General features: G+C 60.0%; 15 protein-coding genes and 1 pseudogene. 9 read left to right on the forward strand and 7 right to left on the reverse strand.

What is annotated here, in order from left to right; all coding sequences use genetic code 11:
- Positions 1-74: 74 nt before the first annotated feature.
- Positions 75-419, forward strand: coding sequence for a hypothetical protein (locus tag FQ668_RS09265; RefSeq protein WP_019437482.1), 345 nt, complete (start codon positions 75-77; stop codon positions 417-419).
- 129 nt (positions 420-548) lie between these two features.
- Here the strand turns inward: FQ668_RS09265 and FQ668_RS09270 are convergent, their stop codons facing one another.
- Genes FQ668_RS09270 through FQ668_RS09280 form a run of 3 tightly spaced genes read right to left on the reverse strand, consistent with a single transcriptional unit; the run spans position 549 to position 2,515 of the window.
- Positions 549-1,388: an oxidoreductase gene (locus FQ668_RS09270; RefSeq protein ID WP_019437481.1), complete on the reverse strand. Its 840-nt coding sequence runs from the start codon at positions 1,386-1,388 to the stop codon at positions 549-551.
- Between the two features lie 43 nt (positions 1,389-1,431).
- Positions 1,432-1,719, reverse strand: coding sequence for a putative quinol monooxygenase (locus FQ668_RS09275; protein WP_014591890.1), 288 nt, complete (start codon positions 1,717-1,719; stop codon positions 1,432-1,434).
- 31 nt (positions 1,720-1,750) lie between these two features.
- Positions 1,751-2,515 (reverse strand): SDR family NAD(P)-dependent oxidoreductase, encoded by a 765-nt coding sequence (locus FQ668_RS09280; RefSeq protein WP_014591889.1) that lies wholly within the window; start codon positions 2,513-2,515, stop codon positions 1,751-1,753.
- A 297-nt stretch (positions 2,516-2,812) separates the two neighbouring features.
- Between FQ668_RS09280 and FQ668_RS09285 the strand changes: the two genes are divergently transcribed.
- Complete coding sequence (locus FQ668_RS09285) at positions 2,813-3,718, forward strand: LysR family transcriptional regulator (protein WP_014591888.1); 906 nt, start codon at positions 2,813-2,815, stop codon at positions 3,716-3,718.
- Positions 3,719-3,855: 137 nt separating this feature from the next.
- Entirely contained in the window at positions 3,856-4,038 is a 183-nt protein-coding gene (locus FQ668_RS09290; protein ID WP_019437479.1) for a nuclear transport factor 2 family protein, read from the forward strand.
- Positions 4,039-4,187: 149 nt separating this feature from the next.
- Here the strand turns inward: FQ668_RS09290 and FQ668_RS09295 are convergent, their stop codons facing one another.
- The 3 genes from FQ668_RS09295 to FQ668_RS09305 form a co-directional block, all read right to left on the reverse strand.
- Complete coding sequence (locus FQ668_RS09295) at positions 4,188-5,093, reverse strand: AraC family transcriptional regulator (protein WP_019437478.1); 906 nt, start codon at positions 5,091-5,093, stop codon at positions 4,188-4,190.
- 213 nt (positions 5,094-5,306) lie between these two features.
- Positions 5,307-5,561, reverse strand: coding sequence for an Atu4866 domain-containing protein (locus FQ668_RS09300; protein WP_014591885.1), 255 nt, complete (start codon positions 5,559-5,561; stop codon positions 5,307-5,309).
- A gap of 29 nt (positions 5,562-5,590) precedes the next feature.
- Positions 5,591-6,328: an SDR family oxidoreductase gene (locus FQ668_RS09305; RefSeq protein ID WP_014591884.1), complete on the reverse strand. Its 738-nt coding sequence runs from the start codon at positions 6,326-6,328 to the stop codon at positions 5,591-5,593.
- 268 nt (positions 6,329-6,596) lie between these two features.
- Here FQ668_RS09305 and FQ668_RS09310 point away from each other — a divergent pair.
- The 6 genes and pseudogenes from FQ668_RS09310 to FQ668_RS09335 all read left to right on the forward strand — a co-directional run.
- A pseudogene (locus tag FQ668_RS09310) lies at positions 6,597-6,779 on the forward strand (LysR family transcriptional regulator); the annotation flags it as partial.
- Between the two features lie 58 nt (positions 6,780-6,837).
- Entirely contained in the window at positions 6,838-7,761 is a 924-nt protein-coding gene (locus FQ668_RS09315; protein WP_014591882.1) for an NADP-dependent oxidoreductase, read from the forward strand.
- A 346-nt stretch (positions 7,762-8,107) separates the two neighbouring features.
- Positions 8,108-8,332: a hypothetical protein gene (locus FQ668_RS09320; RefSeq protein WP_178095678.1), complete on the forward strand. Its 225-nt coding sequence runs from the start codon at positions 8,108-8,110 to the stop codon at positions 8,330-8,332.
- A gap of 136 nt (positions 8,333-8,468) precedes the next feature.
- A complete protein-coding gene (locus tag FQ668_RS09325; RefSeq protein ID WP_019437475.1) occupies positions 8,469-9,377 on the forward strand; it encodes an AraC family transcriptional regulator in 909 nt (302 codons plus the stop codon).
- A 263-nt stretch (positions 9,378-9,640) separates the two neighbouring features.
- Complete coding sequence (locus tag FQ668_RS09330) at positions 9,641-11,677, forward strand: NADPH-dependent 2,4-dienoyl-CoA reductase (RefSeq protein ID WP_014591880.1); 2,037 nt, start codon at positions 9,641-9,643, stop codon at positions 11,675-11,677.
- Positions 11,678-11,838: 161 nt separating this feature from the next.
- Positions 11,839-12,732 (forward strand): 1-aminocyclopropane-1-carboxylate deaminase/D-cysteine desulfhydrase, encoded by an 894-nt coding sequence (locus FQ668_RS09335; RefSeq protein ID WP_019437474.1) that lies wholly within the window; start codon positions 11,839-11,841, stop codon positions 12,730-12,732.
- On the opposite strand, the gene FQ668_RS09340 is transcribed toward FQ668_RS09335, so the two are convergent.
- On the reverse strand, positions 12,723-13,268 hold the full coding sequence (locus FQ668_RS09340; protein WP_014591878.1) for a cytochrome b: 546 nt from the start codon (positions 13,266-13,268) through the stop codon (positions 12,723-12,725). The two genes, FQ668_RS09335 and FQ668_RS09340, sit on opposite strands and share 10 nt — an antisense overlap.
- Positions 13,269-13,354 lie beyond the last annotated feature (86 nt).

The raw sequence follows: 13,354 nt of genomic DNA on the forward strand, positions 1-13,354 counted from the left end.
TGCCTCACGCGCGCAGACGGCCCGGTCACTGCTCATCCGATAGGCTCAAACGTGGGTATCGGGGAGTGGAAACCATGAGCGGCAAGCGATTCGCATTGAGTGTTGCAATTGGCCTGGCCCTGGTCGGTCAGGCCCAGGCAGGCGCCGTCGTCGCCTCGGGCATGCTGCAGTTCACTGGCAGCATCGTCGAGCCGTCCTGCACGACCACCGTGGGCAGTGCCGGTTGGCGCATGGATGACTGTCCGGCGCTGGCGCGTGACAGCGTCATCGGCATTGAGGGCGTGGACGGCCAGGCACTGCCGGTGCAGGCGGTACGCGTCGATCAGGGGGCCACGGTCGACCAGGCCTACAGGCTGGTCGACGGGCGCGGCGAGCCGCTGACCCAAGGCCATTACGTGGTGATCCTGACCTCACCTTGAGGGGCGGGCAGCCGCTCGCTCACGCCTTGGAGAACATCTTCAGCTTCAGCTTTCAACACAACATGAATTGCCGTACAGGCAATCCGCCAGTTCGTTTGGATGGCGGCTCGGGAAGCGAGCCGCTGGTTCTCAAACCTGTGACTCTGGAAAATCGACGCCGCGAGCGGTGGCTTCCCAGACGCTGAACTCCGTACGCATGGCGGACAGCTTGGCCATCGCCACATCGAATGCTCTGTTGCCCAGCAGCAGGCGGTGTGGTGGCTGAGGCGAAGTAACCGCAGTATGAATCGCCGCAGCTGCACGGGCCGGGTCCCCCTCCTGCTTGCCGACCGAGGCGTGGTAGGCACGGCGCGCCTCACCTGCGGTAACCTCGTAATCCGCTATCGGTTCCGGCACTTCACCCGATGAGCCTGCCCATTGGGTGCGAAATGCGCTGGGCTCGACCGTCATGACACCGATCCCCAGGGGCTCAAGCTCAGCACGCAAGGTTTCCGATAACCCCTCGACAGCGAACTTGCTCGCGCAGTAGTAGCCCACTGCGGGGAAGCCCGCGAGCCCACCTATGGAGGTCAGGTTCACGATCATGCCCTGACGCCGCTGGCGCATGCCGGGCAGCACTGCTTGGATCATATGGGAGGTGCCGAAGAAGTTAACGTCGAACAGGCGGCGCGCCGCCTGCGGGTCTGTTTCCTCGACAGCGGCGAAGTAACCGATACCGGCGTTGTTGACCAGTACATCCACCCTGCCGAATACGCGTTCAGCTTCAGCCACCACGGCCTTGGCCTGTTCGGCATCGGTTACATCCAGTGGCAGTACCAGCGATTGGCCGAGGCTGGCGAGATCCTGCACCTGTTCGGTCTTGCGTGCGGTGACAACCACGCGCTCGCCTTGCTTGAGCAAATGGGTTGCAATGTGGCGGCCAAAACCGGTGGAACAGCCGGTTACCAGCCAGGTGTTCTGTGTACTCATGGGAGGGTCCTCCTGCAAGTGGTCGGGTTCAGTGCTTGATCGTCTAGGCGCGCCGCTCGAACGTATGGATCTTGGGGACCTCGCTGCAGAACGTGTCGAGTTCGGTCATGAAGGCCTGCACATAAGGTGTCTGCAGATGTCCGTCAAAGGCCTCGGACGAGTGCCAGTCCTCGTAAACAAGCCACCCCTCGACCGAGTCGCCCGATTGGTAGATGTCGTAACGGATGCAGCCAGGCTCCTGCCGTGTGGGGCCGACCAGCGCCAACAGGCGCTGGCCGAGGGCACCGCTTTGCCCGGGGCGTGCGGTGAAGAACGCGAGCTTTGTGAGCATGCTATGGGCTCCTTTATGGGTGATAGACCGATCAACCGGCGGTCACGGTCATGCCGCCGTCGGCCATGACAACCGAACCGACCATGAAGCTCGCCCGTTCGGACGCGAGAAACGCGACGAGCTCGGCAATTTCTTCCGGCTGTGCGGCACGGCCGATGGGGGCCGCTTCGCCGTGCTTGGCAAGAAAGCCAGGACCGTCTTCGACCACGTCATTGAGGATGTTGGTGACTACGTCGCCGACGCCGATGGCATTGACGCGGATACCGTACTCGATGGCTTCGAGTGCCAGCGTACGGGTCAGCTGTGCCAGCGCACCCTTGGAGGCGGTGTACGCCGCGATGGTTGGAAAGGCGAAGTAGGCTGCATAGGAGGCGATATTGACGATTGCGCCGGACTTGTTAGGCATCATTGCCTTGACTGCCTCGCGGCAATGCAGAAAGGCCGCGGTGGTATTAACCGCCTGGATGCGCTCCCAGTCTTCGCGGGTCATGTCGATGACCAGTTTGTTGATGATGATCCCGGCGTTATTCACCAGGATGTCCAGCCGGCCGAACCGCTCGACGGCAAGGCCGACGGCACGCTCTGCAGCGCCATCTTCGCTGATGTCCGCCACCAGTGGGACCAGCCCTGGACGTGCGAGGTCTTCTACGGCAGGGTTGATATCTTCGGCAACGACCTTGGCGCCACGTGCATGCAGCAAAAGCGCAATTGCCTTGCCGATGCCACTGGCGGCGCCGGTGACCAGCGCGACTTTGCCTTCGACTTCATGGGGAATGTTGGGCGTGATAGTAGTCATGATGCTCTCCTGCGTTGTGAGCCGAGGAGACATTCGCCGGCTCTAGCCTGTAAGGGACGGCTTTACTGTCGCGCAACGCGCAGAGAGAGGCTTTCGTAAGCTTGCCGAGGCTGTCGGGATTTTGCGCCGATATGCAGTCCCTCGGTCCGTAAGCGCAAATCATGCTTTGAATCGCCAGCCAACCCCGCCATCGAGGAGCGGAGTAAACACAGGGGCACCTGGCTCATCGGGGCTTTGACCCGCTGGCTTACCTGCAAACCTCAGATAATATGAGTCGGAACGTTCGAGAGAAGAGCAATGATTTCAGACCCGGGTACCCCAACGCTCGATCAACTGCGGGTATTTCTTGCAGTAGTCGATGTCGGCAGTTTTGCTGGAGCAGCGCGCAAGTTGCATCGCGCCACTTCAGTGGTGAGCTACTCCATTGCCAACCTGGAACTGCAGCTGGGCGTCAGCCTTTTTGATCGCAAAACCACCCGTAAGCCGCAATTGACCGACGCCGGCCGGACAGTGCTGGCCGAGGCGCGCACCATCTACAGCAGTATTGACGGGCTGCGCGCCAAGGTTCGCGGTTTGCTGCATGGCCTTGAAGCCGAAGTGCATCTCGTGCTTGACGTAATGTTGCCTCGCGAGCGTATGGTCGATGCACTGAAAGCCTTCCGAGAAACGTTTCCAACCGTATCCCTACACCTGCATATAGAGGCTCTTGGCGCAGTGACCCAACGGGTGCTCGACCGCGGCGCCACGTTGGGTGTGAGTGGCCCTCTGACCACAAGCATTGATGGCATTGAACGTATCGGCGTAGGTAAGGTGGCGCTGGTTCCGGTGGCTGCGCCTGACCACCCGTTGGCGCAACCGGGTCCACACCCGCCGGGTTCAGGTCGCGCACATGTTCAACTGGTCCTGACAGATCGTTCACGGCTCACTGCAGATCAGGAATTCGCGGTGGTCGGCACACGCACGTGGCGCCTGGCGGATTTGGGCGCCAAGCACATGCTGCTTCGCGAAGGCATCGGCTGGGGCAACATGCCGATAGACATGGTTCGCGATGACCTGGCCACCGGACGCCTCGTGCAAGTCGAACTACCCGACTGCTTTGGCGGCGATTATGCGTTCGATGTTATTTACCGCACCGACACGCCTCCCGGCCCGGCCTCGAAATGGCTGATCGAACGGTTTAAGGCTCAGGCCCGATCCTCCTGAACATTCGAAAAAGTCGAACCTGACGCCCGGCGCATCTCCAAGGGCGTGAACAGGTGCTTGGGCATGTCGGCTGGTTCGTCGGGACGGTGGAAAATTTTCGTTTCTTTGATTTGCACATTCACCCCGGCTCAACCCCGATGGAAGCCAGCGCCGAGGTCAAGGCTGAGGGGCTGATCAAGCCGACCCGGCGCATCTATGAACAGGAGTATGTGCTCTTCGTGCGTGTCAAGGACGGCAAGCTTGCCTTTATCCGTGAGTACTTCGACCCGGTCCGGGCTGCCCTTGCCCTGAATGCGCCGATTCCTGCGTTGGCCAGTTAAGGTGTCGCTCGCGCTTGCGCAACGCCGCAGCACGGTTGCCGGCTCGCTGAGCCCCTGGTAGTTCGGCTGGAGGGATCCTGAAGGCACACTGGGCGGTCGGTAACAAGAACCGCTGCGTTCGCCGAGCTTCTATACGGCATCGTGTTCCCCTATTGGCGGTATTGCGTGGGCGTTACGCCTACCTCGCGTTTGAACACCTGTGAGAAATGGCTGTGACTGCTATACCCAACCTCCAGGCCTATATCGATGATGCTCTGATCGGTCTCGAGGAGAAGCTGCCGGGCACGAGCCATCCTCAACCTGATGAAGAACTGCAAGGGTGAATATCCGGCGGCTTTCTTGAACATTCGGCTGAAGTGGCATTCACTCATCCCGGCAACCTCGGCCAACTGCCTTAAATTGAAGTCCCTTGCCAGATCGGCTTCCATGGCCGCCAGCACGCGCCGAAACTTGTACGCAGGGAGAGCGTTGCGGCGTGGGCGATCGTCCGCTGAGCTATCCAGATAATTGCGGGCAAGGTAGACGGCGATGCATTGGGCCAGACCTTGCAAATAGAGCGGGCTCGCGCCACGTCCCATGAGTTCCAGCCGAACATGCTCCAGCAGTACCGACAGTCCTTCGTCACGCCCGCCTGACACTTCCCGCAGGCGAACGGCCTCGGCAGGCCCGCCCAGTACTTCATGGATGGCTTTTTCCAGGAGCGGGACACCGAGATAGATGTGCATGACTTCAAAGTCGTCTGCGCTGGAGACGTTCCAGCGCATCTCATACGGTTGCGCCGAAGTGGTCAAAAAGAAATCGCCTTTAGCAACTTCGCTGGTTTCCCATTGGCCCCCAAGCTCACGTTCCTGTACGGCAGCGTTTCCCGAAATGATCCAGACCAGCAAGGGTTCGGCCACCGCTGGGACGATGAAGTTACCTTCCTCACGTTCCCGGTTGAAAATCTGCACCAAGATGTCCCGGTCGGCCAGCACGTCCGAAGCGGCAATTCGCTTGCCCCGGATGTGTGCCTCCAAACCATGGGCAGAAGTCCGCTCTGTCACATCCATGGTCATATTGTCCTCCCCTCTTTTTTGGCGAGTACGCAGGATAAAAGCTGCCTCGCTTCCTGGGTGCCGTACTGACAGGTACAGGTTCAAGGCGGACAGAGTGCGGTGTATTTCACCTGATCTGGTCACGGCAGTGAGAACACACTCTGGACGCAACGGCAGGGCTTTCAGGGTTCAGAGTCACGACAAAGCCGGAATGTCTCCATTCCGGCTTGCGCTTTAACGTTCGGGGTATAAAACCATCCCGGCGTGGTACAACACATTGTTGCGAAACTCACCATCAGCGGTAAATCCAGTGTCATCGACATACTCGATGTGATCACCCTCCAACCAATAGCGGCCCTGGTAAGCACTTGCTTGCCGACCGCGTGCTTCGTCGTAGCGGCCCCCGGGCAAGAGTTCATGGCGGATCCGACCGTCAGCCGTCACCCACATGCCAACGTATTTGTTCTGGCTTCCATATGGCTTGGCCATCTCTGTTCCTCGCTATCGTCAATAGAGAATCAGAATGGACTCGCGGTTGGACGCACGATCAGCTCGCTGACGTCGACATCCGCTGGCTGCTCGACCGCGTAGGCAATCGCACGGGCAATGGCCGCAGCGGGAATCGCGATCTTGCGGAACTCCCTCATCTCCGCGCGTCCGCCTTCATCCGAAATGCTGTCGGCCAGCTCCGATTCGGTAACGCCTGGTGCAATCACCGTGACTCGAATATCACCCCCGACCTCTTGACGCAGACCTTCGGAAATTGCCCGGACGGCATATTTGGTGGCGCAGTACACTGCAGCGGTAGGGCTCACGGCGTAGGCACCAATTGAGGCGATATTGATGATCTGGCCAGCACGCTGCTGTTGCATGAGCGGCAACGTTGCAGCAATACCGTGTAGTACGCCGCGAATGTTCACGTCGATCATCCGGTTCCACTCATCGACCTTCAACGCTTCCAGTTTCGAGAGTGGCATTACGCCGGCATTGTTGATGAGTACGTCGACGCGACCATGCAATTCGACAGCGAAATCGATGAAGGACTGCATGTCGTCCAGGCTGGTGACGTCCAGCGCCAGCACATCAGCGGTACCGCCTGCTGAACGAATGTCATCGGCCAGGGCTTCAAGGCGGTCGGTACGGCGGGCCCCCAGAACGACGCGAGCGCCTTTGCTGGCGAGCAGGCGGGCCGTGGCTTCGCCGATACCACTGCTGGCGCCTGTAATCACGATGACTTTGTGTTCGATGCCGTGCATTTTTCTCACTCCTGTTACTGGTTTCAGAGGCACCTGCTGACCGGCAGGTGTTGAAGCAAGAGTAAAAATCCTGGGGGGAACAGCGTTATGTGATTCCTGCGGCGGTCATGCACGATCCTGCATGATTGATCTGCGACTCCTTTCAGCCCTTTGCCCGATCCTGGCCTGTCTGAGGGCTGCATGAACCGGATACGACATTTCTATTTATTCGAACATAAATGCCGAAACTAACCGGCTATTAAGCAAAGGCGTATGGAGCCACACTCTCACCCGGACTGCTGCAGTCGTACTGGCGTTGTTCAGTGTTCTCACCGCAGCGATTTTCCACAGCGCGCTGGCCGACCAGGCCCAGTTCATCCATTTCTTCAAGAACATCGCGATGGCCGGTGGCTTGCTGCAGATCGTGGCTTTTGGTGCAGGCCGCTTCAGCTTTGACGCCCGTCGTCAGTAGTCGAAGTGCAGCGCCACAGAGCATCTGGGGCATCATCACCTTACCAATGGGAAAACTTATGAAAGCTATCCAAGTGGCACAGTACGGTCAGGTTCAGGGGTTGGAACTCAAAGATGTCCCAGATTTGATGCCCAATGACGACCAGGTTTTAATCAATGTCGCGGGGAGTGGAGTCAACCCGATTGACTGGAAGATCCTCTCAGGGGCAATGAAGCAATTCATCCCATTGTCCTTGCCCTATACACCGGGTGTCGAGGTTGCCGGTACCGTTGCAGCGGTTGGCAAAAATGTCCAAGGGTTTGTTGTGGGTGATGAGGTATTCGGTTTCATAGGCATAGTCGGTGGCTACGCGACTCAGGTCGTGGCAGCCGCCGACAGGCTTGCGCATAAGCCCGCCGGCCTGCCGCTCCTCCACGCCAGTGGCATTCCTGCTGCAGCGCTTACCGCCTGGCAAGCACTGCATGAACACGCCAACCTACAGTCGGGTCAAACAGTCTTGATTCACGGGGCTGCGGGAGGTGTAGGAAGTTTCGCCGTACAGCTGGCTCGCCTGGCCGGTGCCTATGTATTGACAACGGCATCGGCCGGCAACCGAGACTACCTGTATTCACTCGGGGCACAGCAGGTCATTGACTATACCGCGCAACGGTTCGAAGACGTGGCTGAAGAGATCGATGTTGTTCTCGACCTGGTAGGAGGAGAAACGCAAGACCGTTCCTGGACGATTGTCAAACGAGGAGGTGTACTTGTATCTACCGTCAGCCCACCCGACCCGCAGAAGGCGCGTGAACACGACGCTGTCGGCAAACATTTCGCTACCCGTTCGGACGGGCGCCAGTTAGCACAGATCGCGCAATTGATTGCTGAGGAGAAGTTGCGCGTCGAGGTTGAGGTGATGCCACTTTCCAAGGTGAACGACGCTATAACGCTGAGCTCAGGGGGGCATACCCGCGGCAAGCGTGTCCTGGATGTCAATCGTTGAACAGCGGTTAACTGTATTAGGCTTTTTATGCAAAGCCTGGGAAAGGGACGCCTGCTCCTGGCTGAAGCCTGAGCCCCGAGATGCCTCGCCGCAGGAATGTGCAAAATCATCGCAGGAAACCAATAACGGGTTCATTACCGCCGCCTTAATCTGAGCCCAAGCAGCAAGCGAACCACTGCTGCTGCCGGCCATCAGAGCGACCTGGCCTGGAAGCATACAGGCATCAACGTCACGCTTTGCACTGACAACCGGCAACGAATCCATCGCTAATTTCGGAGTCGCTGTCATGAAAAATGTTAACAAAATGATGATTGGAGTCGCCTTAACTGTTCTGAGCGCAAGTTCGATGGCGCTTCCAGCCAAGGAGCAAGGCAACTGGACCCATAAGCCTTGCAAATACCTGTGTGCACCAATCCTGGTCGAGGACGGTGCAGACCGACTCAATGGCCGTCGGGTTGCCGAGGACGGTGCAGACCGACTCAATGGCCGTCGGGTTGCCGAGGACGGTGCAGACCGACTCAACGACCGGCGTGTAGCCGAGGACGGTTCGGACCGAGTCATCAATGCTTGATGTGCCTGGGCTGCGCCAAAAGCCCGGAAAAACCGGGCTTTTTGGCAGATCAAATGATCCATTCGGCATCTACCCAAATGGATGCGAACCCACCTATCCTCTGCAATCGGGACAGCCGAACGGGGAGGTAACGGTAGTGAGTGATCTGGACGATGAGCTGACACGCCTCAGGGCCGAACTGGCATCAGCGATGCAACGTTTTGCTCCGACATACGGCGTCTATCAAACGGCGATTGATCCGTTGCATTTTATACGCAGCGACACGCCAACAGACGTCATCCATACGGTTCATAAACCCGGATTGTGCATAATTGTACAGGGCCGGAAACAGATCCAGTTGTGGGATGAAAGCTATACCTACGATCAACTGAACTATCTGGTTGTCTCTGTGACACTGCCTCTGGCTGGGCAAGTGATCGAGGCCTCTCCACAGAGGCCCTACTTCTGCATTCGCCTGGATATCGACCCGGCAGAAATCGCTCAGCTGATTGCCGACGTCAGCCCGATCGGCGTACCCAGCCAGCCATCTCGCCGCGGCCTCTATCTGGACAGGATTGATACCCCATTGCTTGATGCCATGTTGCGACTGGTACGTCTGTTGGATGTGCCCTCCGATATCCCGGCATTGGCTCCGCTAGCCCTCAGGGAAATATTCTACCGGTTGCTCAAAGGCCAGCAGGGCCAGCGATTACATGAGATAGCCATCAACGACAGTCAGACCCATCGAGTGACAAGAGCTATCGAATGGTTGAACAACAACTATGCGCAGCCGTTGCACATCGATGAGTTGGCGAGCTATGTCAATTTGAGTAATTCCACGCTTCACCACCGATTCAAGGCAATCACCGCGATGAGCCCGTTGCAGTACCAGAAACAACTGCGCTTGCAGCACGCACGAAGGTTGATGATTTCAGAAGGGCTGGATGTTTCCACGGCCGGGTTCACGGTGGGCTATGAGAGCCCGTCACAGTTCAGCAGAGAATACAGCCGGATGTTCGGAGCCCCTCCAAGCAAGGACATCGCAAAGATTCGATCGATGGGATGAGTTGTAAGGTGGAAAGGGAATGCAAAGAGGCTCCCCCTATGCCCCGCAAGCAAGTAAAGGGGTGCAGCGTAGGGGTATTGATACCGGTCGGGCTGATGCGTCAGCCCTCAGGCAGTCTCGCTGTGCGCCAGGATCAATAACTTGTCAGTTTCGATCATTGAGCCCTTTCAAACGGCTGTTTAATGTCGCTGACAGACAAACGACGGGGCCCGCCATTCAGTGAGGTGCCCGCAATCCGTGATCACGCCATCAGGGGACTTTCCATGGCCGCCGACCGCTACCCGCACCTGCTTGCCCCGCTGGACCTGGGCTTTACCACCTTGCGCAACCGCACCCTGATGGGCTCGATGCACACCGGCCTCGAAGAGCGCCCCGGCGGCTTCGAGCGCATGGCTGCATACTTTGCCGAGCGGGCCCGCGGTGGCGTTGGCCTGATGGTCACTGGCGGCATTGCGCCCAATGATGAAGGCGGGGTGTACTCCGGTGCGGCAAAGCTCAGCACCGAGGAAGAGGCCGACAAGCACCGCATCGTCACCGAGGCGGTGCACGCTGCCGGTGGCAAGATCTGCCTGCAGATCCTGCATGCCGGGCGCTACGCCTACAGCCCACGCCAGGTGGCACCTAGCGCGATCCAGGCGCCGATCAACCCGTTCAAGCCCAAGGCGTTGGACGAGGAGGGTATCGAGAAGCAGATTGCCGACTTCGTCAATTGTGCCGTGCTGGCCCAGCGTGCCGGTTACGACGGTGTCGAAATCATGGGTTCGGAAGGTTACTTCATCAACCAGTTCCTCGCCGCGCACACCAACCACCGCACCGACCGCTGGGGCGGCAGTTATGAAAACCGCATGCGCCTGGCAGTGGAAATCGTCAGCCGGGTGCGTGGCGCGGTAGGGCCGAACTTCATCATCATCTTCCGCCTGTCGATGCTCGACCTGGTCGAGGGTGGCAGCACCTGGGACGAGATCGAGCTGCTGGCCAAGGCCATCGAGCAGGCCGGCGCTACCTTGATCAACACCGGAATCGGTTGGCACGAGGCGCGCATCCCGACCATCGCCACCAAAGTGCCGCGTGCGGCCTTCAGCAAAGTCACCGCCAAGTTGCGGGGCGTGGTGAGCATTCCGCTGATCACCACCAACCGCATCAACACCCCGGAGGTGGCCGAGGCGGTGCTGGCCGAGGGCGATGCGGACATGGTCTCGATGGCCCGACCGTTTCTCGCCGACCCGGACTTCGTCAACAAGGCCGCTGCCGGTCGCGCGGATGAGATCAACACCTGCATCGGCTGCAACCAGGCCTGCCTGGACCACACCTTCGGCGGCAAGCTGACCAGTTGCCTGGTCAACCCGCGTGCCTGCCACGAGACCGAACTCAACTACCTGCCTGTACGTACGGTGAAGCGCATTGCCGTGGTAGGCGCCGGCCCGGCTGGCCTGGCGGCGGCCACCGTGGCGGCCGAGCGGGGCCACGCGGTGACCCTGTTTGACGCCGCCAGCGAAATCGGTGGCCAGTTCAACGTGGCCAAGCGGGTGCCGGGCAAGGAAGAATTCTTTGAAACGCTGCGTTACTTCCGCAACAAGGTAAAAAGTACGGGCGTCGACCTGCGCCTGAATACCCGCGTGGACGTGCAGGCACTGGTGGGCGGCGGCTTTGATGAAATCATCCTCGCGACTGGCATCGCCCCGCGGACACCGGCCATTGCGGGCGTGGAGCATGCCAAGGTGCTCAGCTACCTGGACGTGCTGCTCGAGCGCAAGCCGGTGGGCAAGGCTGTAGCGGTAATCGGTGCCGGTGGTATCGGCTTCGATGTGTCCGAGTACCTGGTGCATCAGGGCGTGGCCACCAGCCAGGACCGAGCGGCATTCTGGAAAGAGTGGGGCATCGATACCCATCTTCAGGCGCGAGGTGGTGTGGCCGGGATCAAGGCCGAGCCGCATGCTCCGGCGCGGCAGGTGTACTTGTTGCAGCGCAAGAAATCCAAGGTGGGCGACGGGCTCGGCAAGACGACCGGCTGGATTCACCGCACCGGGTTGAAGAACAAGGGGGTGCAGATGCTCAACAGCGTCGAGTATCTGGCTATCGACGATGCCGGCCTGCACATTCGTGTGGACGGTGGCGAACCGCAAGTGCTGGCGGTGGATAACGTGGTGATCTGTGCCGGGCAAGATCCGCTGCGCGAGCTGCAGGAAGGGCTGGTGGCGGCAGGGCAGTCGGTGCACCTGATTGGTGGCGCGGATGTGGCGGCCGAGCTGGATGCCAAGCGGGCGATCAACCAAGGCTCGCGGTTGGCGGCTGAGCTCTGAGGTCGTCGGGGCTGCGTGAACCCGACACCTGCACGTGTGGGCGCGGGCAAGCCCGCGAATACGGTGGCGGCGGTGAACACCACCCTGGCACTGTGATGCCTCGGCGGGGGCGAGTTCATCGATTACAAGCGCTTGCGGGATTACCCTGTAAACTGCGATCCATGCATGTATCCGACCTCCCCCAAGCACCGCTGCAATTTCTGAACTTGCCCTGGCTGGAACAAGCCCAGGTCCAGGCCGCCATTCTGCGCCTGGACCTGATTGACCCGCTGATCAGTGGCAACAAGTGGTTCAAACTACGCCACCACCTGCAACAGGCCGGCGCCAGCAATGCTCCAGGCCTGATCAGCCTGGGCGGTAACCATTCCAACCATCTGCACGCCTTGGCTGCTGCCGGCAAGCGTTTCGGCTTCGCCACCGCCGGCCTGTTACGCGGCCATGCCCAGGACACGCCAACCGTGCGTGACCTGCAGGCGCTGGGCATGGAACTGCATTGGCTAGGCTACGGCGGCTACCGTGCGCGCAACCAACCAGGCTTCTGGGCCCCTTGGCAGGCGCGCTACCCAGGCTGGCACTGCATCCCTGAAGGGGGCGGCGGGCTGGCCGGTGCGCAGGGCTGCGCGCTGATGATGCAGCAGGCGCGCGCGCAAATCTCGTCCTTGGGTTGGTCAGACTACGACGCCTGGTGGTTGGCTGCCGGAACGGGGACTACCTTGGCCGGCCTGGTGATGGCCGAAGCAGGGGCGCATGCCGTGCATGGCGCCTTGGCCGTACCCAGGGATCATGGGGTGGCGCAAGTGGTGGCAGCACTGGCCGGCACGCACGGCTACCAGCTACACGACGCCTGCCGGGGCGGTTTCGGAAAATTCGACGATGCGCTACTGACGTTCATCGCCGACTGCGAGCAGCACACTGACGTGCCGCTCGAAGCCCTCTATACCGGCAAGGCTCTGCTGGCCTTGCGTGATCAGGTCGCTGCCGGGCTGTTCGAGCCCGGCAGCCGCCTGATCTTCGTACACACAGGTGGCCTGCAGGGGCGACGCGGTTACTTGTAAGGGAGCATGCGCAACAGCGTGTTGTCGCGCTGTACATAGTGGTGGTAAAGCCCGGCCAGTGCATGCAGGCCGATCAGCCAGTAGCCCCAGCTGCCAATACGCTCATGCCAACCTTTGATGAACTTGGCCTGGTCCGGGTTCGGGCCGATCAGATGGGGCAGCTCCAGGCCAAAGAACGGCACCGGTTTGTCGGCGGCGCTGAGGATCAGCCAGCCGGCCAGCGGCAGGCCGATCATCATCAGGTACAGTGCCAGGTGCATCAGGTGCGCCAGGCCAGTCTGCCAGGCCGGTGGTTTTGGCACGATGGGCGGAGTCGGGCGGCTCAGGCGCATGGCCAGGCGCAGCCAGACCAGCACGAACACGCTGAGCCCGAGCATGAAGTGCAGGTCTTTCATCAGGTTGCGTTCGACGCTGTCCTTGGGGAACAGGCCACGCAATTCGATGAGGGCATAGACAGCGGCCAGCAACACCAGCATCAGCCAATGCAGGGCGATGGACAGGCGCGCGTAATGGGGCGCGGGGTTGGATGAAACCATGATCGGTCCTCGTCATCAGGTCGGAAAGGCGCTCTTGCTGGCGCTCAGGTACCATTCTAATGGTTACCAGAAACGAATCTTTGCGC

The organism is Pseudomonas sp. Kh14 (assembly GCF_900291005.1).
In the GTDB taxonomy this organism is placed as follows: domain Bacteria; phylum Pseudomonadota; class Gammaproteobacteria; order Pseudomonadales; family Pseudomonadaceae; genus Aquipseudomonas; species Aquipseudomonas alloputida.

Bases quoted from the DNA above. Each gene is read 5' to 3' on its own strand.
- FQ668_RS09270 (WP_019437481.1), bottom strand. From the start codon at position 1,388: ATGAGTACACAGAACACCTGGCTGGTAACCGGCTGTTCCACCGGTTTT.
- FQ668_RS09315 (WP_014591882.1), top strand. From the start codon at position 6,838: ATGAAAGCTATCCAAGTGGCACAGTACGGTCAGGTTCAGGGGTTGGAA.
- FQ668_RS09295 (WP_019437478.1), bottom strand. From the start codon at position 5,093: ATGACCATGGATGTGACAGAGCGGACTTCTGCCCATGGTTTGGAGGCA.
- FQ668_RS09290 (WP_019437479.1), top strand. From the start codon at position 3,856: ATGGAAGCCAGCGCCGAGGTCAAGGCTGAGGGGCTGATCAAGCCGACC.
- FQ668_RS09335 (WP_019437474.1), top strand. From the start codon at position 11,839: ATGCATGTATCCGACCTCCCCCAAGCACCGCTGCAATTTCTGAACTTG.
- FQ668_RS09265 (WP_019437482.1), top strand. From the start codon at position 75: ATGAGCGGCAAGCGATTCGCATTGAGTGTTGCAATTGGCCTGGCCCTG.
- FQ668_RS09275 (WP_014591890.1), bottom strand. From the start codon at position 1,719: ATGCTCACAAAGCTCGCGTTCTTCACCGCACGCCCCGGGCAAAGCGGT.
- FQ668_RS09305 (WP_014591884.1), bottom strand. From the start codon at position 6,328: ATGCACGGCATCGAACACAAAGTCATCGTGATTACAGGCGCCAGCAGT.
- FQ668_RS09300 (WP_014591885.1), bottom strand. From the start codon at position 5,561: ATGGCCAAGCCATATGGAAGCCAGAACAAATACGTTGGCATGTGGGTG.
- FQ668_RS09285 (WP_014591888.1), top strand. From the start codon at position 2,813: ATGATTTCAGACCCGGGTACCCCAACGCTCGATCAACTGCGGGTATTT.
- FQ668_RS09330 (WP_014591880.1), top strand. From the start codon at position 9,641: ATGGCCGCCGACCGCTACCCGCACCTGCTTGCCCCGCTGGACCTGGGC.
- FQ668_RS09320 (WP_178095678.1), top strand. From the start codon at position 8,108: ATGGCGCTTCCAGCCAAGGAGCAAGGCAACTGGACCCATAAGCCTTGC.
- FQ668_RS09340 (WP_014591878.1), bottom strand. From the start codon at position 13,268: ATGGTTTCATCCAACCCCGCGCCCCATTACGCGCGCCTGTCCATCGCC.
- FQ668_RS09280 (WP_014591889.1), bottom strand. From the start codon at position 2,515: ATGACTACTATCACGCCCAACATTCCCCATGAAGTCGAAGGCAAAGTC.